At 63.6% G+C, this 22,314-nt stretch carries 18 protein-coding genes; 13 read left to right on the top strand and 5 right to left on the bottom strand.

What is annotated here, in order from left to right; all coding sequences use genetic code 11:
* Positions 1 to 14: 14 nt before the first annotated feature.
* From A3M3_RS0115690 to holA, 8 genes are all read left to right on the top strand, one after another.
* On the top strand, positions 15 to 1,841 hold the full coding sequence (locus A3M3_RS0115690; RefSeq protein ID WP_197023269.1) for a glycerol-3-phosphate dehydrogenase/oxidase: 1,827 nt from the start codon (positions 15 to 17) through the stop codon (positions 1,839 to 1,841).
* A 93-nt stretch (positions 1,842 to 1,934) separates the two neighbouring features.
* Positions 1,935 to 2,684: an MIP/aquaporin family protein gene (locus A3M3_RS0115685; protein ID WP_028267116.1), complete on the top strand. Its 750-nt coding sequence runs from the start codon at positions 1,935 to 1,937 to the stop codon at positions 2,682 to 2,684.
* A 58-nt stretch (positions 2,685 to 2,742) separates the two neighbouring features.
* The gene (glpK, locus tag A3M3_RS0115680) at positions 2,743 to 4,257 is read left to right on the top strand and encodes a glycerol kinase GlpK (RefSeq protein ID WP_028267115.1); all 1,515 of its coding nucleotides are present in this window, start codon (positions 2,743 to 2,745) and stop codon (positions 4,255 to 4,257) included.
* Between the two features lie 386 nt (positions 4,258 to 4,643).
* On the top strand, positions 4,644 to 7,172 hold the full coding sequence (gene leuS, locus A3M3_RS0115675; RefSeq protein WP_028267114.1) for a leucine--tRNA ligase: 2,529 nt from the start codon (positions 4,644 to 4,646) through the stop codon (positions 7,170 to 7,172).
* A gap of 6 nt (positions 7,173 to 7,178) precedes the next feature.
* On the top strand, positions 7,179 to 8,279 hold the full coding sequence (locus A3M3_RS25480) for a DegV family protein (protein ID WP_081736833.1): 1,101 nt from the start codon (positions 7,179 to 7,181) through the stop codon (positions 8,277 to 8,279).
* Positions 8,280 to 8,914: 635 nt separating this feature from the next.
* A complete protein-coding gene (locus A3M3_RS29570; RefSeq protein ID WP_231497284.1) occupies positions 8,915 to 9,337 on the top strand; it encodes a helix-hairpin-helix domain-containing protein in 423 nt (140 codons plus the stop codon).
* Position 9,338: 1 nt separating this feature from the next.
* Positions 9,339 to 11,132, top strand: a complete 1,794-nt coding sequence (locus tag A3M3_RS0115660) for a ComEC/Rec2 family competence protein (RefSeq protein ID WP_035741886.1) — start codon at positions 9,339 to 9,341, stop codon at positions 11,130 to 11,132.
* Positions 11,051 to 12,067, top strand: a complete 1,017-nt coding sequence (holA, locus tag A3M3_RS0115655; protein WP_028267111.1) for a DNA polymerase III subunit delta — start codon at positions 11,051 to 11,053, stop codon at positions 12,065 to 12,067. The genes A3M3_RS0115660 and holA overlap by 82 nt, the downstream gene beginning before the upstream one ends.
* Positions 12,068 to 12,274: 207 nt before the next feature.
* Here holA and rpsT read toward each other — a convergent pair whose 3' ends face one another.
* Complete coding sequence (rpsT, locus tag A3M3_RS0115650; protein ID WP_028267110.1) at positions 12,275 to 12,535, bottom strand: 30S ribosomal protein S20; 261 nt, start codon at positions 12,533 to 12,535, stop codon at positions 12,275 to 12,277.
* A gap of 145 nt (positions 12,536 to 12,680) precedes the next feature.
* The gene (locus tag A3M3_RS0115645) at positions 12,681 to 13,280 is read right to left on the bottom strand and encodes a type II toxin-antitoxin system PemK/MazF family toxin (RefSeq protein ID WP_028267109.1); all 600 of its coding nucleotides are present in this window, start codon (positions 13,278 to 13,280) and stop codon (positions 12,681 to 12,683) included.
* A 193-nt stretch (positions 13,281 to 13,473) separates the two neighbouring features.
* On the opposite strand from A3M3_RS0115645, the gene lepA reads away from it, so the two are divergent.
* Positions 13,474 to 15,327 (top strand): translation elongation factor 4, encoded by a 1,854-nt coding sequence (gene lepA, locus A3M3_RS0115640; protein ID WP_028267108.1) that lies wholly within the window; start codon positions 13,474 to 13,476, stop codon positions 15,325 to 15,327.
* A 78-nt stretch (positions 15,328 to 15,405) separates the two neighbouring features.
* Positions 15,406 to 16,635: a radical SAM family heme chaperone HemW gene (hemW, locus tag A3M3_RS0115635; protein ID WP_028267107.1), complete on the top strand. Its 1,230-nt coding sequence runs from the start codon at positions 15,406 to 15,408 to the stop codon at positions 16,633 to 16,635.
* Here hemW and A3M3_RS0115630 read toward each other — a convergent pair whose 3' ends face one another.
* Positions 16,636 to 17,049 carry a DUF4870 domain-containing protein gene (locus A3M3_RS0115630; protein WP_028267106.1) on the bottom strand — a complete coding sequence of 138 codons (414 nt, stop codon included), beginning with the start codon at positions 17,047 to 17,049 and terminating at the stop codon, positions 16,636 to 16,638.
* A gap of 147 nt (positions 17,050 to 17,196) precedes the next feature.
* Positions 17,197 to 18,054, bottom strand: coding sequence for a DUF3097 domain-containing protein (locus tag A3M3_RS0115625; RefSeq protein WP_028267105.1), 858 nt, complete (start codon positions 18,052 to 18,054; stop codon positions 17,197 to 17,199).
* 215 nt (positions 18,055 to 18,269) lie between these two features.
* On the opposite strand from A3M3_RS0115625, the gene hrcA reads away from it, so the two are divergent.
* From hrcA to A3M3_RS0115610, 3 genes are all read left to right on the top strand, one after another.
* Complete coding sequence (gene hrcA / locus A3M3_RS0115620) at positions 18,270 to 19,283, top strand: heat-inducible transcriptional repressor HrcA (protein ID WP_028267104.1); 1,014 nt, start codon at positions 18,270 to 18,272, stop codon at positions 19,281 to 19,283.
* Between the two features lie 68 nt (positions 19,284 to 19,351).
* Positions 19,352 to 20,482, top strand: a complete 1,131-nt coding sequence (dnaJ, locus tag A3M3_RS0115615) for a molecular chaperone DnaJ (RefSeq protein WP_028267103.1) — start codon at positions 19,352 to 19,354, stop codon at positions 20,480 to 20,482.
* A 2-nt stretch (positions 20,483 to 20,484) separates the two neighbouring features.
* Positions 20,485 to 21,261 carry a 16S rRNA (uracil(1498)-N(3))-methyltransferase gene (locus A3M3_RS0115610; RefSeq protein ID WP_028267102.1) on the top strand — a complete coding sequence of 259 codons (777 nt, stop codon included), beginning with the start codon at positions 20,485 to 20,487 and terminating at the stop codon, positions 21,259 to 21,261.
* A 62-nt stretch (positions 21,262 to 21,323) separates the two neighbouring features.
* Here A3M3_RS0115610 and A3M3_RS0115605 read toward each other — a convergent pair whose 3' ends face one another.
* Entirely contained in the window at positions 21,324 to 22,211 is an 888-nt protein-coding gene (locus A3M3_RS0115605; RefSeq protein WP_442853107.1) for a GerMN domain-containing protein, read from the bottom strand.
* Positions 22,212 to 22,314: the final 103 nt, after the last annotated feature.

Here is a 22,314-nt window from a genome sequence, read left to right as displayed (position 1 = left end):
CAGCGCACATACCAATGCCCAAGGGAGCAGTTTTGGGATACAACAGCATTTTCAGGTCCGCAGAGGGATCACTTCGCCGAAACTCGGCTTCCGCGCTTCGTGAACGTCCGCAAGCCCGGGTGCTGATCATCGGAGGCGGCATCAACGGCGTGGCTACCTTCCGTGATTTGGCGCTGCAGGGCGTGGACGTTGCCCTCGTCGAGCGCGGTGACTATTGCCAAGGTGCCAGCGGAGCCTCGTCCCATATGATCCACGGCGGTATCCGCTACCTTGAGAACGGCGAATTCCGCTTGGTGAAAGAGTCGGTGCTCGAGCGCAACCGGCTTTTGAAGATCGCTCCCCACTACGTCAAGCCACTGCAGACAACCATCCCCATCTTCAGCACCTTCTCCGGCATCCTTTCCGCTCCCACCCGATTCCTTACCCACAAGCAAGGGAAGCCGAAGGAACGCGGCGCCTTCCTCATCAAGCTCGGGCTGAGCATTTACGACTTCTTCTCCCGCGACGGGGGCAGCGTCCCCCGCCATCAGTTCCGCGGCAGGGAAAGAGCATTGACCGAACTGCCCCGGCTGCATCCCGGCATAAAATACGCAGCCACGTACTTCGACGCTTCCGTGCACAATCCCGAGCGCCTTACGCTCGACGTGCTACAGGATGGCGAGAAGGCCGGCATCGGAAGCGGGCTGCCGGGCGGCAGCGCACGCGCAAGCAACTATGTGTCCCTGGTGTCCATGGACCCCGCAGCTGGCGTGGATGCCACAGCGGGTTCTGTCTTGCTCCGGGATGAGCTCACGGGCGAGGAGTTCAGCTTCCATGCGGACGTCATCGTCAACACGACCGGGGCGTGGGTGGATCTCACCAACAAGGCGATGGGGACCGCGAGCCACTTCATGGGAGGGACCAAAGGTTCCCACATTGTGCTGGATCACCCGGAGCTTCTCGCAGCCTGCGGTGGTCGCGAAATCTTCTTCGAACACACGGACGGGCGGATCGTCCTGATCTACCCCATGGGTGACCGTGTCCTGGTGGGCACCACCGATGTGGACGCCGACATGGCCGAGGACGCAGTGTGTACGGAAGCCGAGATCGACTATTTCTTCGACCTCATTGGACACGTCTTCCCCTCCGTCACCGTGGACCGCGGTCATATCGTCTACAGTTTCGCCGGGGTCCGGCCGCTTCCGCGCCACGATGACACTCAGCCCGGGTTCGTTTCCCGCGACTACCGCATCGAACGAAGCGAGGGCCCAGCCTCCCGTCCTGTGGCCGCGCAAGGCGGCAAGGCCGCCGTCGTACTTTCCTTGATCGGCGGAAAATGGACCACTTTCCGGGCCCTTGCCGAACATCTCAGCGATGATGTGCTCCGGGAACTGGGCATGGAACGCAAGGTCTCGACGGCGAAGCTCGCCATCGGGGGCGGATCCGGCTTCCCGGACAGTGAAGAAGGGATCCAAGACTGGGTCAAGGGACACATGTCTCCCGGCCTTGGCGCCGACCGGGTCAGCGGATTGCTGACGCGCTACGGGACCCGTGCCGAAGACGTCATCGCCTACCTCCATGCAGGCGAGGACCGGAAACTGAGCTCCACGAACGAGCTCAGCGTCCGTGAACTGGAATTCATGGCCGGCAACGAACAGATCGGGCACCTCGTGGATGTCCTCATCCGCCGCACCTCGCTGGCTTTCCGGGGTCTCGTGACAGGGGAGCTCCTCAACGAAATCGCCGAAGTTCTTTCTGCGCAGCTTGCTTGGGACGAAGCGAGGCGTGACGCCGAGATCCAGCATGCACAGGAGGTCCTTCAACGTTTTCATGGCGTGACTGTTCACAGCCTCGTCGCATGAACGTAATGTACGTCACATCAGCTTGATTGTTCCGGCCAAAACGCCCTAACAAAATCTGCAGGGCTGACAACAGAAGAAAATGAGGAGTCAAAGATGTCTCTCGGGATTGTTTTCCTTTCCGAAGTGTTCGGAACCGGCATGCTTACCCTGCTTGGCTGTGGCGTTGTGGCAAACGTCGCGCTGAAGGGCACGAAGGGTAACAACGGCGGGTTCCTGATGGTGAATTTTGGCTGGGGCATCGCAGTATTTGCCGGCGTATACGTGGCTTCCAAGTCCGGTGCGCACCTGAACCCGGCCGTGACGCTTGGCCTCCTGGCTGACGGCAAGGCCGAGTTCGCCCCCGGAGTGGCAGTGAGTGCGGCATCCACGTTCACCTACTTCGGTGGAGAACTGCTCGGCGCATTCCTTGGCGCCGTCTTCGCGTGGCTCGCCCACAAACAGCACTTCGACGCCGAGCCGCTGGCAGCAAGCAAACTCGCCGTGTTCTCCACGGGACCGGCCATCCGCTCCTACCCGTGGAACCTCGTCACCGAAATCATCGGCACGTTCGTGCTGGTCTTCGTGATCCTGACCTTCGGCGGCACTCCTTCCGGCCTGGGGCCGCTCGCGGTGGCATTGCTCGTCGTCGGCATCGGCGCGTCCCTCGGCGGACCAACCGGCTATGCCATCAACCCGGCCCGTGACCTCGGCCCCCGCATCGCGCACGCTCTTCTACCGATCAAGGGCAAAGGCTCCAGCGACTGGGCCTACTCCTGGGTTCCTGTAGTAGGTCCCCTCCTGGGTGGAACCATTGCCGGCCTCGTCGCCCACTCCCTGCCGATCATGGCAACCGTCGCCAAGTAGTACATCTCCCGCTCCCTAATCCGTATCCGCACCACAGCAAGCAGACAAGGACGTCAAAATGTCGCAATACGTCATCGCCATTGACCAGGGAACCACCAGCTCGCGCGCCATCGTGTTTGATCACACAGGCAACATTGTCTCCACCGGCCAGATGGAGCACGAGCAAATATTCCCCCAGGCCGGTTGGGTGGAGCACAACCCGGTGGAAATCTGGAACAACGTCAGGGAGGTCGTCGGTTCGGCCTTGTCCAAGGCCAACCTGACCCGCCACGACATCGCTGCCGTAGGTATCACCAACCAGCGCGAAACCGCCGTCGTGTGGGACAAGAACACGGGCGAACCGATCTACAACGCCATCGTCTGGCAGGATACGCGCACCCAATCGATCGTGGACGAACTCGCCCGTGACGGCGGACCCGAGCGATTCAAGCAAAAGGTCGGCCTTCCCCTGGCCACGTACTTCTCCGGCACCAAGATCAAGTGGATCCTGGACAACGTTGAAGGTGCGCGGGCCAAGGCCGAAGCCGGCGACCTGATCTTCGGCAACACCGACTGCTGGGTCTTGTGGAACCTGACCGGCGGCGTCGACGGCGGTGTGCATGCCACCGATGTCACGAACGCCTCCCGCACGATGTTCATGGACCTCGACACCCTGCAGTGGGACCAGGACATTCTGGACGCGTTCGGCGTGCCGGCGTCGATGATGCCCGCCATCAAGTCCTCCTCCGAGGTTTACGGCACCGTCCACACTTCCCAACTGCTGCGCGAAGTACCGGTCGCGGGCATCTTGGGCGATCAGCAGGCGGCGACCTTTGGCCAGGCGGCGTTCGAGCCGGGAGAAGCGAAGAACACCTATGGCACCGGATGCTTCCTGATCTTCAACACGGGCGAAGAGATCGTCCACTCGAAAAACGGCTTGCTGACGACGCTCGGCTACAAGCTGGGCGATGCCAAGCCGCATTATGCCTTGGAAGGTTCCATTGCCGTCACGGGTTCACTGATCCAGTGGCTCCGCGACAACCTAGGCATGATCAGTTCCGCTCCGGAGGTGGAGACGCTGGCGGCCAGCGTCGAGGACAACGGCGGCGTCTACATCGTGCCTGCGTTCTCCGGCCTGTTCGCCCCGTACTGGCGCGCAGACGCGCGCGGAGCCATCGTGGGCCTCACCCGCTTCGCCAACAAGGGTCACATCGCCCGCGCAGCGCTGGAGGCCACAGCGTTCCAGACCCGCGAAGTGCTCGACGCCGTCAACGCGGACTCCGGCGTTCCGCTGACCGAGCTGAAGGTCGACGGCGGCATGGTCGCCAATGAGGCGCTCATGCAGTTCCAGGCGGACATCCTGGGTGTGCCGGTGGTCCGTCCTAAGGTCGTGGAAACCACGGCCCTGGGTGCGGCCTACGCGGCAGGCCTCGCCGTCGGCTTCTGGAAAGACCTCGGCGAGCTCAGCGCAAACTGGGGCGAGGACAAGCGCTGGGAGCCGCAGATGGACGCGGGCGAACGGGACCGCCAAATGCGTCTGTGGAAGAAGGCAGTCACCAAGTCCATGGATTGGGTCGACGAGGACGTTAAGTAGGTCTCTTTGAAAGGCCGCCTCACCTAAGCTAGGGGCCGCCTCGCCTGTTTCGATGGGGCGGCCCCTGCCCCGCCCGCTTCGCGGTGCCCACCACACCCGGGCGAGGGGCCGCCCCATCGAAACCCAGTTCACCCACCTCCGTCGAAAGGCGGCTTCCCTCGAACTTTTGGCTACTTGTTGCGTGTTTCCATAAACACGCAACGGGCGGGTAAGGTGGCTTTATGCGTGCGATCCTTCTGCTTAGCTAGCCGCCCGGTAAACGTCGATCTTAGAGAACGCGAACCGAGCGGCCGCCCCTCCTTGCCGAGGGGCTTTTGTGTGTCCGGGACCTTCCGGGACCCGGAGCAGGAGGCAAAACCGTCATGGAAGAACAGAAGAGGGCAGCAGTGAGCGTTCAGCCGGAGACAGAAACCGGAGCACAGTCAGCAGTGGCAGGCGAGACGCCCGAGGAGGGTGTCTACAGCTTCGCTTCGATGGAGGCCAAGTGGCCGCAGGTCTGGGAAGACCTCAAAGTCTTCACTCCCGTTGACGACGGCTCCCGTGAGCGGCGCTACGTCCTGGACATGTTCCCCTACCCTTCCGGGGACCTCCACATGGGCCATGCCGAGGCCTTCGCCATGGGCGATGTCGTGGCCCGGTACCTGCGGCAGAAGGGCTTTGACGTCCTGCACCCCATCGGCTGGGACTCCTTCGGGCTGCCCGCGGAGAACGCCGCCATCAAGCGCAACGCCCACCCAAGCGAGTGGACGTACGCCAACATCGATACCCAGGCGGCATCGTTCAAGCGTTATGCCATCTCTGTCGATTGGTCCCGCCGGCTGCACACTTCGGATCCCGAGTACTACCGCTGGACACAGTGGCTGTTCAAGCGCTTCTACGAGCGTGGCCTTGCCTACCGCAAGGATTCCCCGGTCAACTGGTGCCCGAAGGACTTGACCGTACTGGCGAACGAGCAAGTGGTCAACGGCGCTTGCGAACGCTGCGGAACCCCGGTCACCAAGAAGTCCCTGAATCAGTGGTACTTCAAGATCACCGACTACGCTGACCGCTTGCTGGACGACATGTCCGAACTGCAAGGCCACTGGCCCGAGCGGGTACTGGCGATGCAGCGCAACTGGATCGGCCGCTCCGAGGGCGCACACGTGCGGTTCGTCATCGAAGCCGCGGATACCAGGGCCGAGCGTGAAGTGACTGTCTTCACCACCCGCCCGGACACCCTGTATGGGGCAACGTTCTTCGTTGTTGCCGCGGACGCGCACCTGGCATTGGACCTGGTCACGCCCGAACACCATGACGCCCTCATGGCCTACCGTGAAAGGGTCAAGGCCCTGTCGGACATCGAGCGACAGTCGACTGAGCGCGAGAAGACAGGCGTGTTCACCGGCCGTTACGCCATTAATCCCCTCAACGGTGAAAAACTTCCCGTCTGGGCCGCCGACTACGTGCTCGCGGACTACGGCACGGGGGCCATCATGGCGGTACCCGCCCATGACCAGCGCGACCTCGATTTCGCCCGGGCCTTTGATCTGCCGGTGCGTCCCGTACTGGACACCGGTGCGGAAAACCCCGCGGAAACCGGTATTGCTTCCGCCGGTGAGGGAACCCTGATCAACTCCGGCGAACTGGATGGATTATCCAAGGCTGAGGCCGTCCCGGCAGCCATCGACATTTTGGAGAAGCTGGGAACGGGGGAGAAGTTCGTCAACTTCCGCTTGCGCGACTGGCTACTGAGCCGGCAGCGTTTCTGGGGAACACCGATCCCCATCATCCACTGCGCCGAATGCGGAGAGGTCCCGGTCCCGGACGATCAACTTCCCGTCAGGCTGCCTGAAGACCTTCGCGGCGAGGCTCTGTCGCCGCGGGGTACGTCTCCTCTGGCTGCCGCGGCCGAATGGGTCAACGTGGAGTGCCCGAATTGCGGACGGGCCGCCCAGCGCGACACGGACACCATGGACACGTTCGTGGACTCGTCCTGGTACTTCTTGCGCTTCGTTTCCCCGCATTACACCGAGGGCCCCTTCGATCCGGCCAAGATCAACGACTGGATGCCCGTGGGGCAATACGTGGGCGGCGTGGAGCACGCCATCCTGCATTTGCTGTACGCCCGCTTCTTCACCAAGGTCATCCACGACATGGGAATGCTTGCGGCCGACGAGCCATTCAGCGCCCTGCTCAACCAAGGCCAGGTTCTCAACGGCGGCAAGGCCATGAGCAAGTCCCTCGGCAACGGCGTGGACCTTAGTGAGCAACTGGACAAGTTCGGCGTCGATGCCGTCCGCCTGACCATGGTTTTCGCCTCCCCGCCCGAGGACGACGTCGACTGGGCGGATGTTTCGCCGTCAGGGTCGGCGAAGTTCCTTGCCCGCGCCTGGCGCCTCGGCCAGGACGTCGCGAGCGAACCCGGCGTCGACGTCTCGACCGGTGACCGTGCCCTGCGCACCGTCACTCACAGGACCATCGCCGACGCCGTGGAGTTGTTGGACAACAACAAATTCAACGTCGTGGTGGCCAAGTTGATGGAACTCGTCAACGCCACCCGCAAGACCATCGATTCCGGGGCCGGTGGCGCAGATCCTGCCGTCCGCGAAGCCGCCGAGGCCGTGGCGGTCATCTTGAGCCTCTTCGCGCCGTACACGGCCGAGGACCTGTGGAACCAGTTGGGCCACCCGGCCTCCGTGGCAAACGCTGGTTGGCCTTCCCACGATCCGTCGCTCCTTGTCCAGGACACCGTAACGGCCGTGGTCCAGGTCCAAGGCAAGGTCCGCGACCGCCTCGACGTATCGCCGGACATCAGTGAAGACGCCCTGCGCGAGCTTGCGTTGGCAAGCGAAAACGTGCAGCGGGCACTCGACGGCCGTGGCATCCGCACCGTGATCGTACGTGCGCCTAAACTGGTCAACATCGTCCCGGCATAGCCGGGAATGCGGCCGCCGGCGTTTGCCGGCGGCCGGGCAGCAGCCCAGGAGGCACCGTTGACGGACCGCGAACCACCCGCATGGATGTGGCTCAAGGAACGTCTGGCCCGCCTACGCCAGTCGACGACGCCGGGCCGCGGCGGAGCTGAACCAGCGCCTGTTCCGGTCCGCACCGCCGTCGTCACTGACTCGGCAGCCGCGCTCCCGGCCGAATGGGTCAAGGCGTTCGTCGCCGACGGGCGCCTCGCCGTCGTGCCGATGCCTGTGATGGTGGGTGAGGAAATCTACGGCGAGGGTGAAGACGATATCACCCAGACGCTCGCACTGGCACTGGCGGCCGGATCGCAAGTGAAGACTTCCAGGCCTTCTCCCGGCCAATTCGAACAGGCCTATCTCGCTGCCAAGGCTCGCGGCTTCGATGCGGTCGTCTCCATCCACATCTCCTCCGGGCTGTCGGGCACGGCCGACGCCGCCCGGCTGGCTGCCGAGCGCGTTTCAATCCCCGTCGAGGTCATTGATTCCCGCACTGTCGGAATGGCCCTGGGCATGGGTGTCCAAAGCGCCCTTGTGGCTGCAGCGGACGGTCGTTCGGCAGCCGAGGTCCGGCGCTTTGCCGAGGAGCGCATGGGCCGAACCAAGGTCTACTTCTACGTGCCGAGCCTTGAGCAGCTCCGGCGCGGCGGCAGAATCGGCACCGCTGCCTCTTTTCTGGGGACAATGCTGTCCATCAAGCCGATCCTCGCGGTCGACGACGGCAAGATCGTGCCGCTTGAGAAGGTGCGCTCGGCGGCGAGGGCCGTCGCCCGGCTTGAGGAAATCGTCGCTGCGGATGTAACTTCCCGCCCGGCAGGACAAGCGAGGCTTGCCGTGCACCACTTTGGAAACGTTGCAGAGGCCGAGCGGCTCGCCTCACGGCTGGGAGCGCATTGCCCGGGGTGCCCACCCGCACAAATCAGCGCCTTGCCGGCCGTGCTGGCTGCCCACGCCGGCCTCGGCGTCCTGGCGGTGATCGTCGGGGAAAGCAGTACACCTGGCCTTGCGGAACGCCCGGCAGGCAGTTCCGCGGAGGGTGCCGGGGCCGGTAAGCCGACCGCGGGCAGCAGCTGATCCTCCACAGCGTCTCTCGATAGGAGAGTTGTCCACATAGGGCCGATACTGCCTGCCAATGGTGGATTGGCCGTTCTACGCTCGGGGATATGCCGCGCAGGAAAGGTGCCCCCTCAGCCAACCACGCTGCGAGCGCTGCCCGGCAACGGTTCGCGGCCCGCCTTGCACCGGAGGGGCCGGACAGTGACGGGCCCGGCGGTGCCCATCGCGAGCATGAGAACGATCCTCTACCGCTTTTGCCCTTGGGTGAGTCCATTCAAGGCAGGCCGGGAAGCTCCGAGGCCGGCTTCGTCTGCGATGAATGGGAGGGCCCGGGGGAGTCCGGAGCCCCTCCACGGCTACGCTGGCGCACTCCGTGGCGTGTAGCCGCCTTGTTGGCCATTCCTTGCTTGCTGTTGCTGTCGTGGTGTGGCTGGCAGGCCTGGGCGCGACAGCCGACGGCAGAGCCGTTGGTCCGCAGCTCGTCAGCGGGAGGGCGGGCGGTTGACGGCGTTGACGCAGCTGCGGTTGACGGGACTGGGAGGAACGGGGCTGGGAGGAACGGGGCTGGGAGGGACGGGGCCCAGACGGGGCCGCCGGACCCGCACGGCCGAATTACTGTCCATGTGGTCGGTGCGGTGAAGAATCCCGGAGTCGTGACGTTACCCGCCGGAGCGCGTGTGGTTGACGCGATTGGCGCCGCCGGAGGAGCAGATCCGGCGGCCGAGCTGAACAGGCTCAACCTTGCGGCGGTGGTGCAAGACGCCGCGAAGATCCATGTTCCTCTGCCAGGGGAACCCGTTTCCTCCGCAGATGGACCAGCTCCTGGCGTGGCCGTGGACGAGACTACCGAAAGCAGGAACCCGGGAACCGGGAGTTCAGCAGCCCGCAAGATCAATCTCAACACGGCGACGGCTGAAGAACTCGACAGTCTGCCCAAGGTTGGTCCCGTCCTGGCCAAGCGCATCGTCGAGTGGCGGCGGCAGCACGGACCCTTTGCGGCTGTGGAAGATCTCGATGCCGTGGATGGTGTCGGGCCAAAGATGCTGGAAACCCTGTTGCCGCTGGTGACTGTCTGACATGGCACGGGAGGGAGAAAGCCGCATCGACCTGCGCTTGGTTCCGTCGGCCTTGCTCGCGTGGGCCGTTTCCCTCTCGGCCGCGTTCTTGCCTACGTCATGGACTGCGGCCCTTTGCGCGGCCTTGTTCCTTGGCTCGTGCGTTCTGCTGGCCGGGTGGCGTCGACGGGCCTTTCAGCGTAGTCCGCGTCTGCTCCTGAGGACGCTTCCTGCCACGGCGGCGGTTGCGTGTTTGTTCGGTGCTGCCGTGGCCGCCCATGCCGCGTTGGATGCCGCACCCCGGCGGGACGGTCCGGTCGCACAGGCTGCGGCATCGCGTGACTCGGTTGTCGTCCACGTGCTGGTTGTGGGAGATCCGAGGGAACTGGGCACCGCCTCCCGCGGATCTGGACGGTGGGCTGTTCCGGCCGAAGTGATTGACATCGCCGCCGACGGATTGTTGGTTCGTTCGCGCGCGAAGATTCTGCTGACCGGTGGAGAAGGCTGGGACCAGGTTGTAACGGGCCAGAAGCTCAGAACCGCAGGAAGGCTGAAGCAGGCAAAAGCGGGCCAGGCGGAGGCCGCCGTTCTCGCGGCTGCCACGCCTCCCATGCAGCCGGAGGCGAAGGAAAGCGTCTCCCGCGGGCCGGCGCAACTGAAGAAAGAGTTCAAGTCTGCTACCGAGTGGCTGCAGGGCGACGCTGCGGGTCTTCTCCCTGGAATGGTCACGGGTGACACCACGGCCCTGGACGAAGGCCTTGAAGCCGTCATGAAGACGACCGGAACCACTCACCTCACAGCCGTCAGTGGGGCAAATTGCAGTCTGATTCTTGGAGGCCTTGTGCTTCTGGCCAGGACCTTCCGGCTTGCCAGGGGAGTCGCGGCAATCGCGGCCCTGATGGGGTTGGCCGCCTTTGTCATGATGGTAGGACCGGACGCGAGTGTCCTCAGGGCTGCGGTCATGGGGGCGATCGGCCTCGCAGCGCTGAGCGGCGGGCGGAGGGGCCGGAGTCTGGGGTTCCTCTGCCTTGCGGTGATTGGCCTGCTGATTCTGGATCCTTCGCTTGGCATGAGCATCGGATTCCTTTTGTCGGTCCTCGCCACGCTGGGAATTGTCGTGTTGGCACGCCCCATCGCATCCTGGACTCCAGCTTGGGTGCCCTCCTGGCTCGCTTCAGCCATTGCGGTTCCCTTGGCGGCGCAGCTTCTGTGCGGTCCCGTGATTGTCGGCCTGCAGCCGCAGTTCTCCAGTTACTCGTTGATCACAAATGTCGTGGTGGCCCCGTTTGTCGCACCAGTGACGATCTTTGGGACCATAGCGGTTCCCCTGGTTCCCCTGTTTCCGTGGTTTGCGGTCATTCCCATCGCTGTTGCGGGGGCAAGCGCCGCCGCGGTGGCAGCGATTGCCAGGTTATGTGCGGAACTTCCAGGCGCATCCCTGCCTTGGCCGGAAGGCCCGACGGGAATTGCCACCATGATTCTGTGCTCGATTGCGACCCCGGTGCTCGTGTGGTTGGTCCTGCATCCAGTGTGGGCTGGCGCTGCCATGCTGGCTTTGCACAGCCGCTTAGTACACTTCATGGCCGCCGGGGAGTCAGCTGTTCGCCGCCGATGGGCCAAGGGCCAGAACGGGGGGCGGGGAGCGGCCAGGGGAACCACGGCCTGGACCACCGCCGGCCCGGCCGGACATGGGAGACTAGGACTGAAGCAAAAACCTTCTGGAAGGAAGCAACATTGGCTGCTGCCCCGGTCTCCAAGGCTAAACCCGCCGCGGCAAACACCGTCAGCTGGCGGGAGGTCACCCCGTCCGCCGTAGTGCTCATCACCGGACCTGAGGAGTACCTCGGAATCCGTGCCATGGATCGCATCCGTTCCCACGTGCGGTCCGCGGCGCCGGACGTGGAAATCAGCAAGCTTATTGCTGGAAGCTACGAATCCGGATCCCTCGCCATGACCGTCACGCCGTCGTTGTTCGATGAAGCCAAGCTCATCGAGATTGAGGGCCTCGAGTCCATGAACGATGCCTTCCTTGCCGATGCCTTGAAATACCTCGCACAGCCGGAGAACGACGTCGTGCTGGTCCTTCGGCACGGAGGCGGGACGCGGGGTAAGAAGCTTCTGGATGCCGTGAAGTCCTCCGGGTGGCCCGTTGTGGACTGTCAACCTTTGAAAAAGGACGCCGAAAAAACAGCATTCGTGGTCTCGGAATTCAAGGCAGGCGGGCGCCGCATCGAAGCGGAAGCTGTCCAAGCCCTCGTCAACGCCGTCGGGGCCAGCCTCTCCGAGCTTGCCGCGGCGTGCAACCAGCTCATCGCGGATGCCACCACCGCAGTGGATGCAGCTACGGTAGAGCGATACTATGGCGGCCGCGTGGAAGCCACGGCATTCAAAGTTGCCGATGCCGCCATGGCCGGCAATGGACCGCAGGCCCTGTCCAGCCTCCGGCATGCACTGGCCACCGGAGTCGACCCCGTGCCGCTCGTTGCCGCGCTTGCCGCAAAGCTCCGCACCCTGGCCAAGGTAGCCGGTGCCCAAGGATCATCGGCACAGATTGCCAAGCAGCTTGGCATGCAGCCATGGCTCGTTGAACAGGCCCAGCGGGATGTCCGGCGTTGGACTCCCGAAGGCCTGGTCCGATCCATCCAGGTCACGGCTGAAGCGGATGCCCAGGTGAAGGGCCTCTCGCGGGATCCGGTGTACGCGGTAGAGCATGCCGTCACGGTCATTGCCAACGCGGCCCGCGGCCGCTAAGCCCGCGTGCGACACCCGGGTTCTCGGGCGATACGCCCACTTCCTGGCGACGCCGGAATACACGCGTCACGGGTCCATTTCCGTGTAGTCAGTAGCTCCGGCGGCCAAACTCGGTCCTGCGCGTCTCAGGCAGCTCCGCCTTAAATACTTGAGGCCGGCACCCAGGGGTGCCGGCCTCACGTTCAGCTCAGTCGAACTGGGAAAACCTTACAGTGCGTTGACCTTTTTGGAGATCGCCGACTTGCGGTTTGCGGCGTTGTTCTTGTGAATAACGCCCTTGCTGACAGCCTTGTCCAGCTTGCGGCTGGCAGCAACAAGAGCCTTTGCAGCGGCATCCTTGTCCGTGGACTCAACAGCGGTGGCAACGGCGCGGATGGCCGTCTTCAGCTCAGACTTGACAGCGTTGTTACGCAGGCGAGCCTTCTCGTTGGTGAGGATGCGCTTCTTCTGGGACTTGATATTAGCCACGTGTGTGAACTCTCTTTTTAATGCGGAAATTGGTCTAGAGGGTTATCAGGTTGGCCATCGACTGAGCGGCGTGGGGATGCCTATGGCAGCCAACCATGAGTGCCCGTCGACCTGCACGGACACACAGCCATGAATATTATCAGACTCAACGCCTTTCCAGGGAGTTGCCATCTAGACCGAGTCGGGTCGCCCGCCCGCCCAGCCTCCGCGCCACAAGCTGGAAAGTGCGTTTGTCCAGGATGGCGCCCTCTCGGCGCACGTCCGAAGGGTTGATCCGCACCACCCGGTCTACCTTCACTTCGCTGGGCCGCCCCTGAGGGTCCCAGGGACCCTTGCCGATGTCGACATAGTCGTCGGAGCGGTGGCCGTTGTCGTGGTCTTTGCTGGTGAGCATCAGCCCGAGCAGCCACCCGCCGTCGCGCCCTATCAAGAGGACCGGCCGGTCCTTGCCCTGTGAATGGTCCTCTTCGTAAGGGACCCAGGACCACACAATCTCTCCGGGATCGGGTTTGGCGTCAGGGTTGGGGGAGTATCGCGGAGACACCTTGCCCCGGAAGTCACCCGGATATGGACGGGCAAGCTGCCCGACGCCGGTGCCTGCGTTCCGGGTCCGGCTGGCCTTCGCCGCGGCCCTGGCTTTCGGGGGTTGGCCAGGGCGCGTACCTGTGGGCGATCCGATGATCCGTCGGAGGTAGCCCAGGGAGCCCTTGATGAGCCTGCCAAACAAATGTGTGTCCGATGCCATGGCACTACCGTACTTTCCATTGCGGTGCCGCGTCGCTCACAATACGTGGCTCACATTGCGACAGCGCCCGATCACAGTGCACAACCGGCGCCGTGTTCATGGGAGACTATTAGTTCAGATATGCGGCGTCGGCCGGAATGGTGAAGACCAGTCCGGGGCGGAGCCGTGTGAGTATCGACAGTAAGGATCCTGCGTGTCTCCCATGGCCCGCACCGCACCGGTGCCCGCCGCGACAGATCCGGCCATCATCCGGAACTTCTGCATCATCGCCCACATCGACCACGGTAAATCCACCTTGGCCGACCGCATGTTGCAGTACACCGGCGTCGTTAAGTCCCGCGACATGAAGGCCCAGTATCTGGACCGAATGGATATCGAACGCGAGCGTGGCATCACCATCAAGTCCCAGGCTGTCCGCATGCCCTGGGAACTCGACGGCACCAGCTATGCCCTGAACATGATCGATACCCCTGGCCACGTTGACTTCACTTATGAGGTTTCCCGCTCCCTTGCCGCCTGTGAAGGTGCGGTCCTTCTGGTGGACGCAGCTCAGGGCATCGAGGCCCAGACGCTGGCAAACCTCTACCTGGCGATGGAAAACAACCTCACCATCATCCCGGTGCTCAACAAGATTGACCTCCCGGCCGCCCAGCCCGAAAAGTACGCCGCGGAACTCGCCAACCTGATCGGTGGAGATCCCGAAGACGTGCTGCGGGTATCCGGCAAGACCGGGGCCGGAGTGGAGGCCCTCCTGGACAAGATCGTCCGCGATCTGCCGGCTCCTGTAGGGGACCCCAACGCTCCGGCCCGCGCTATGATCTTCGACTCCGTTTACGACACCTATCGCGGCGTAGTCACCTACGTCCGCGTGGTGGACGGCATGCTTCACCCGCGCGAGCGGATCCAGATGATGTCCACCCGCGCCACCCACGAGCTCCTCGAAATCGGTGTCAGCTCCCCGGAACCCACTCCTTCCAAGGGACTGGGCGTCGGCGAAGTGGGCTACCTGATCACCGGCGTGAAGGACGTCCGCCAGTCGAAGGTCGGCGACACCGTGACCAATCTGGCCAAGCCTGCAGCGGAGTCCCTGGCCGGTTACGCCGACGCGAAGCCCATGGTCTTCTCCGGCTTGTATCCCTTGGACGGCACGGACTATCCGGTGCTGCGGGATGCCCTCGAGAAGCTGATGCTCAACGACGCAGCGCTCGTCTACGAACCGGAGACATCTGCGGCCCTGGGGTTCGGTTTCCGCGTGGGCTTCCTTGGCCTGCTGCACCTGGAAATCACCCGTGAGCGGCTTGAGCGGGAGTACAACCTCGACCTTATCTCCACCGCTCCCAACGTTGAGTACGAGGTCACGCTGGAGGACAAGCGGGTCCTCCACGTCACCAACCCGAGCGAATACCCCACCGGCAAGATCGCCGAGGTCCGTGAACCGATGGTGTCCGCCACCATCCTGGCGCCCAACGAATTCGTGGGTGCCATTATGGAGCTGTGCCAGAGCCGCCGCGGCGTCATGGGCGGCATGGATTACCTCTCCGAAGACCGGGTGGAAATCCGGTATCGCCTCCCGCTGGCCGAGATCGTCTTCGACTTCTTCGACATCCTCAAGTCAAAGACCCGCGGCTACGGTTCGCTGGACTGGAAGGCCGACGGCGAGCAGGTTGCCGACCTGGTCAAGGTGGACATCATGCTCCAGGGCGAGCAGGTTGACGCTTTCAGCGCCATCACCCACCGCGACAAGGCCTACGCCTACGGCGTCATGATGACGGGCAAGCTGCGTGAGCTCATTCCCCGCCAGCAGTTCGAGGTGCCCATCCAGGCCGCCATCGGCTCGCGAATCATTGCCCGTGAGAGCATCCGCGCCATCCGCAAGGACGTCCTTGCCAAGTGCTACGGCGGTGACATCACCCGTAAGCGCAAACTTCTGGAAAAGCAGAAGGAAGGCAAGAAGCGCATGAAGATGGTGGGCCGCGTGGAGGTTCCACAGGAAGCGTTCATCGCAGCCCTGACCACCGACGAATCCAAGGACAAGGCCAAGAAGTAATGGGGCTGTTCGCCCGGAACACTCCGGGACCGGAGCGCGTTGAAGGCTCGGGCACGGCATGGCCACCCGGAGGGTCCTGTGCCTAGTGTCCTTCCCCTCGGGGATCCGGCACCTGCTGATGGGCTCTTGCCACCGCAGGTGCTCGACGGCGTCGAGTCACGTAAGTTCGGGTTATACGTCCACATACCTTTCTGTGCCGTGCGTTGCGGGTACTGCGATTTCAACACCTACACCGCCACTGAGCTTGGGGGTGGCGCCTCTCAGGACGCCTACGCGTCTACTGCCATTTCGGAAGTGGACTTCGCCGTCCGGGCCATGGAGGCCTCCGGGCTCCCGCAGCGGCCCCTGAGCACGGTGTTCTTCGGCGGCGGCACACCGACGCTGCTGCCCGCTGAAGATCTGGCACGCATCCTGACGGCCGCCGTCGGGCATTGGGGTCTGGAAACCGGAGCCGAAGTCACCACTGAGGCGAACCCGGACTCGGTGACGCCCGAATCGCTTCAACTGCTCGCAGACGCCGGCTTCACAAGGGTCTCCTTCGGCATGCAGTCGGCGGTCCCGCACGTCCTCAAGGTCCTTGACCGAACCCACACGCCCAGCCGGGTCCCGTTAGTGGTCCAATGGGCTCGCGACGCCGGCCTGGCAGTGAGCCTGGACCTCATCTACGGCACTCCGGGGGAATCGATGGCCGATTGGCAGACCTCCTTGGAGACGGCCCTGTCATACGATCCGGACCACATCAGCGCTTATGCGCTGATTGTGGAAGAAGGCACCAAGCTGGCCGCACAGATCCGGCGCGGAGAAGTTCCCGGAATCGACGACGACGACCACGCCGCCAAGTACGAACTCGCCGATCAGCTGATCAGCGCAGCCGGGCTGGACTGGTACGAGGTCAGCAACTGGTCCCGCACACCCGAACAGGCGTGCAAACACAACCTTGCCTACTGGCGGGGAGACGATTGGTGGGGCATCGGACCCGGCGCGCATTCCCACATGGGCGGCGTCCGCTGGTGGAACGTCAAACACCCCACGGCCTATGCCAACAGGCTCGGTGGCGGAGTGTCGCCTGCAGCTGGACGGGAAACGCTCGACGCCGGAACCCGGGAAGTGGAACGCATCATGCTGGAGGCGCGCCTCGGCACCGGGCTTCAGGTCGATGCCCTCGACAAGGTGGGTCGCCACGCTGTCGCAGGCCTTATTGCGGACGGCCTGGTTGAACCTGCAGCGGCCTTCCAAGGACGGCTTGTCTTGACACTCAAGGGCCGGCTACTGGCTGATGCCGTGGTCCGGCGTATCCTTCCGGAGTAGCTATTTGATCCAGCGGAGGTTGAAGCGGTAGCGGTGCGGTTGCCCGTGGTTGACCCGGATGCCGGCGGACACCGAGAAACACGTCAGCGCCACCCAGATCGCCGTGGCAAGGACAGCGAACAGGTTTCCCACTACCGGGAGCAAGACCAGGATGTTGGCGAGCACTGCAGCAACCGTTGGAGGCAAGGTGAAGTTCAGCGCTTCCTTGGATTCCTGTGCCGTGAACGGGCCGCGTTCGCGGAAGATCAAGTAGATCAGCAGCGAAGGCACGCAGCCAAGGATCCCGCCGAAATGCGCCAGCGTGGCCCATTGACGGTCTTCCGCAGCGGTTAGGGGCAGCGCGTTGGCAGGAACGCCGTGGTACTGGGATCGGCCAGAGGCGCCGTCCTGTTCGTCAGGAGCGTTGTCTGCCACAGTTTCTTCCTTCGAGTATCTATCGGTGGAGTGTTGCTGTCCCAGAATACTTGCTCGGCGTGTGATCACGGGACCAAGTAGCTGACCTGGGGACGGATATACCATGCCTGCGCGGGTGGTGAAGCGAGCGCTATCCGAAGGGAATCGTCACGGCATGGTGAGGAAATCAATGACTTCTTCGACGCGCCCGAGCAACGACGCCTCCAAGTCCGCATAGCTGTGGACGGCCCCGAGAAGTTTCTGCCAGCCAAGGCCGATGTCCTCGGCCGTCTCGTGGGGCCAGCCGAACGACTTCAGGATGCCGGTCTTCCAATCGGTGCCACGGGCGATAGTCGGCCATTGTTCGATCCCGAGGACTTTGGGGCGGATGGCCTGCCAGACGTCTATGTAGGGGTGCCCCACGATCAGCACGTTTCCTGCCGCGCCGGGCAGAGTCATGGCGTCGGCGGCAATCCGTGATTCCTTCGAATCCCGTACCAAGTGGTCCACGAGGATCCCGAGCCTACGGCCCGGCCCGGGGGAGAACCCGGCGATAGCGGCCTTGAGGTCGTCCACCCCATGCAGAGGTTCGACGACGATGCCTTCGACCCGAAGATCGTCTCCCCAGACCTTCTCGACCAGTTCGGCGTCGTGTTTGCCTTCCACCCAGATCCGGCTTGCCTTGGCGACCCGGGCTCGCTGGTCCGCCACGCGGACGGATCCCGATGCGGTCCTGGCTGGTGGAACCGCACCCTTTCCGGCTGCCGCACGGGGCGCGGGCGGCAGGAGCTTGACTGCTTGCCCATCCAACAGAAACCCGAAGCCCAGCCGGAATGATTTGTTTTTCCCTCGTCGGTCCTCCAGCACAACAATGTGCATGCCACCGGACTTTTCGACCCTGGTCACGGCCCCGACCCAACCGGATTGCACATCTTCAAGAACCATCCCGCGTTCGACCGGCACCTCGGGCAGCTGCTTCTTGGCGGGCGAGGTGAGATCTTGCGGGCCCCAATTGTCGTAAGACACAGTCTTCACACCACTTTGCGCTAGGAGGATCGATGAAGTCCTGGCGATTCCGCAGGACCGCGCGGGAATCATGTTCGCCGCGAGCGGTACCAATGCTAACAACGGGGTGGCTCATACTAGACTTGTTAGCACTTGGGCATGTTGAGTGCTAATTGTTGTTGAGGGCCGATTAAGGGCCAATCGTTGAAGAACCGGCTGTTGAATGGAGGTGGGCAGTGAGCGAACCACGCAAGCTCGAAGTGTTGCGCGCCATCGTAGAGGACTACGTTCACTCCCGCGAGCCCGTCGGATCCAAAGCCTTGGTCGAGCGGCACCATTTGGGAGTGTCGAGTGCCACCATCCGCAACGACATGGCCCTTTTGGAAGAAGAAGGCCTCATCGCCGCACCGCACACGAGCGCCGGCCGCATCCCGACGGACAAGGGCTACCGCCTGTTCGTCGACCGCATTTCCGAGGTGAAGCCGCTCTCTGCTGCTGAGCGCCGGGCCATCCACTCTTTGCTGGAAGGGCCGGACGACGTCGAGGACATCCTTGAGCGCACCGTCCGCTTGCTCTCGCAGCTGACCAACCAGGTCGCCGTCGTCCAGTACCCGCACGTGAGCCGCGCACGGGTGCGGCACATTGAGTTCGTCCTTCTGGCGCCCCGCCAGGTCTTAGTGGTATTGATCGCAGATACCGGCAAAGTTGAACAGGGAGTTGTCCACGCCGGAGCGGATGCCAGCGATGAGGACATCATGGCCTTGCGCGCGCGTTTCCTCGGGAGCATTGCCGGTTCCCAGCTTGATCTGATGACGCAGGTGCTGCCTTCGGTCGTTGCCCTGTGTCCACCGGCGCTCCGGGGGCTTGCGGGCGTCCTTGCCCACGGCCTGGAAAGGCTTGCCGACAGAAGCAGGGACGAACGGATGGTCATGGCCGGCACGGCGAACCTGGCCCGCTCCAACGTGGATTTCCCGCTGAGTATCGGTCCTGTCCTCGAAGCGCTCGAGGAGCAAGTGGTCATGTTGCGACTGCTGTCGGACATGGCTGAGGACCCCCGGGGAGTCACCGTGAGCATCGGTCGCGAGAATCCCTACGACGGTCTCTCCGAAGCCTCGGTGGTTGCCACCGGCTACGGTCCCGGAAGCAGCGCAAAGATCGGCATTCTTGGACCTACCCGGATGGACTACCCCAACACCATGGCGGCGGTCCGCGCCGTCGCACGCTACCTTTCCCGCATTCTGGGCGGATGACGGCCTCGGCTGGAAACCTCCTGGCAAGATACGCTGTGTAACAGTAAAACAAGGAAGAGATACCGACTTTGAGCAGTCACTACGACGTTCTGGGCGTCTCGCCGGAAGCAACCGGCGAGGAGATCAAGAAGGCCTACCGCAAGCTCGCCCGCAAGCTGCACCCCGATGTAAACCCCGGGGCAGGTGCGGCCGAGGAGTTCAAGGCCGTCACCCACGCCTACGAGGTCCTCTCCGACCCCCAGAAGCGCCGCGTCTATGACGCTACGGGCAACGAGAACGGGACCGACAACGGATTCGGCGGAGGGTACGCAGGCCAAGGATTCGCCTTCCAAGACATCTTCGACACCTTCTTCGGCGGAGGAGGCGGCGGCATGCAAGGACCCGCGTCTCGCATGCGCCGCGGTCAGGATGCCCTGATCAGCGTCCGTATCGATTTGCGGGATGCCGTCTTCGGCGTCAACAAGAAGCTTGAGGTCGATACCGCGGTCATCTGTCCCACGTGCGAGGGCTCATGCTGCCGTGCGGGCACCCACCCCGAGCGTTGCGACATCTGCGGTGGCTCGGGTCAGGTCCAGCGGGCCGTGCGTTCCATCCTCGGCCAAGTCATGACCGCCGCACCGTGTGGCTCATGCGAGGGCTTCGGCTCCATCATCAAGGACCCTTGCAATGAGTGCAACGGCCAGGGCCGCATCCGCAGCCGCCGTTCGCTGACCGTCAAAGTGCCAGGCGGCGTGGCTACCGGAACACGCATCCAGTTGTCGTCGCAAGGCGAAGCGGGCCCCGCCGGCGGCCCTCCCGGCGACCTCTACGTGGAGATTCGTGTCAACAACGATCCCACTTACATGCGTGAAGGCGACGATCTGCACGCAACCCTCAGCGTACCCATGACAGCTGCGGCACTCGGTACTGAGCTACAGCTTGACACTTTCGACGGACCCCAGGAGATCGACGTCAAGTCCGGCACACAGTCCGGCGAGGTCATTACCCTGCGCGGACTGGGCGTCACCCATCTCCGCGGCTACGGGCGCGGAGACCTCAAGGTGCACCTGCATGTTGAGACGCCCGGCAAGCTCGACCCCGCACAGGAAGATTTGCTGCGCCAACTCGCCAAAATGCGCGGAGAGCAGTTCACCGAGGGCAAGCTCGTGGCCAGCGGTGGCATGTTCGCGAAACTGCGGGACAAGCTCGGTAACCTGTAGCGGTGAGCAACCCCGTATTCTTCACAGCAGCCGGAACGCTGGACGGGCTCGGGCGTGGCGACGTTTTCGTACTCGAAGGAGCCGAAGCAAGGCACGCTGTTACCGTCAAGCGACTGGAGATCGGTGAAGCAGTTGACATTGCCGACGGCGCCGGCAAACGGCTGACGGGAACCGTGACTGAATCGGGCCAGGGAACCCTCACGGTTCTTGCCGCGGATGTGGTGGAGGAACAGCAGCCGACGTTGCGGCTCGTGTTGGTCCAAGCCCTCGCCAAGGGCGATCGCGACGAGCTCGCCGTCGAGACGGCAACGGAACTCGGGATCGACGCGGTCGTGCCCTGGCAGGCAGAACGCTCCATCGTCCGTTGGAAGGGCGACCGGGCAGCCAAAGCCCACGCGAAGTGGCAATCCGTGGCCACCGCGGCCGCCAAACAGGCGCGGCGAGCGTGGATTCCGGAAGTGCGTGCCGCCGTCGACGGTTCCGGCTTGATTTCGGCTGTCGCCGCCGCGGATCTGGCGATCATCCTCCACGAGGACGCAAAGCGCCCCCTGCGGGAGGTGCTGGAGACGTGGCGGGAGCGCCTTCCCGACAGGGCCGACGACGCCGGACGGGAAGTCCTGCTCATTGTCGGCCCGGAGGGTGGCATTTCGCCGCGCGAAGTGACCAAGCTCAGCGACGTCGGCGCCGTCACCGCTCTCTTGGGGCACCACGTCCTTCGCTCTTCGACGGCGGGGCCGGCCGCCGTCGTGCTCGCCAGTGACATACTCGGGCGCTGGTAGCCAAGACTCTCTGTGAGGATTGGGGAGGTGAGGATTGGGGAGGCGCTGCCCGCGTACCGGAATCAGCGAACGTTGAAGGAGCGGGTATCCGTAGCGATATCCGCGTCGTTGGGTCCCACAAGGGAAACACGCAACTCATAGCGGCCCGTTCCGAGCCCCACCGTGAGGGTGAAAACTCCGCCCTGTCCTGCCACGGTGGAGGCGGTGGTCTGACCGGCCAGATAGGATGTTTTCTCGCCATTCGAGTTTTCGCGAAAGATCTGCCAGTGCAGTTTCTTTGAGGGGTCGGTGCTGCGCCCGTTGAACTTCACCGGACCGGCAGGCAAGGTCAGATCCTCTTGCGGGTCGATGATCCAGACGGGAGCTACCATGGCAGCGTCGCGGACCATCGCATCTCCGAGTTTCACTTGTCCGAACGCCATATAGTCCGTGTGCCCGTCCACCAAGATGGCCACCTTGATTTGCTGACCGGAATCGATCAGTCCCGAACTCGCCGCAGCAGCGGTGGCGGTGTAGACGAGTTGTTGGACCGCTCGCTGCGCCATGCCGGGGTCGAGGTTGGAATTGAACGCGTCGCGGGAAACATCTACGGTAACCACGTTCTTGCCGGAAATCGACGTTGCCAGGCTGCTTGGATTCTGCCACGGCGTGAAGAAGTCGTGGTCCAGCGGCTTCTGGGACATCATGATCCGCAGGGCCGTGGTGATGGGGTTCTCGTTGCCCGGGTTGTCGCGGAATTCGCGATACAGGAACGTGTCCTGGTCACTCCGTCCAATCCAGTACACCGGAATCTTGTTTGAGGCCTGGGTTGTTTCGAGCGGAGCGTTATTGTCCGGGGCAGCCTGCAGGCTGGCAGGCGGACTCGGGAGCGTCGTTGTCGATCCCTGTTCCGTGCGATCGGCGACGCACGCCGAAAGGGACAAGGCAGCCGTCAGCGAGGCCACAAGCACGGCGGATCGAATCCGGGTGCGTGTGCCCTGTGAAATGCCGGCTGGCCTGGTGATGGTGGATTCCTGCTCGTGTTCGGCCGCTGCAGCGCGGGGGAGTCATGCG

It is taken from the genome of Arthrobacter sp. MA-N2, from assembly GCF_000517125.1.
Lineage (GTDB): Bacteria > Actinomycetota > Actinomycetes > Actinomycetales > Micrococcaceae > Arthrobacter > Arthrobacter methylotrophus.
The sequence above is the reverse complement of the archived record's forward strand: the minus strand, read 5'-3'. Positions and strand labels throughout refer to the sequence as shown.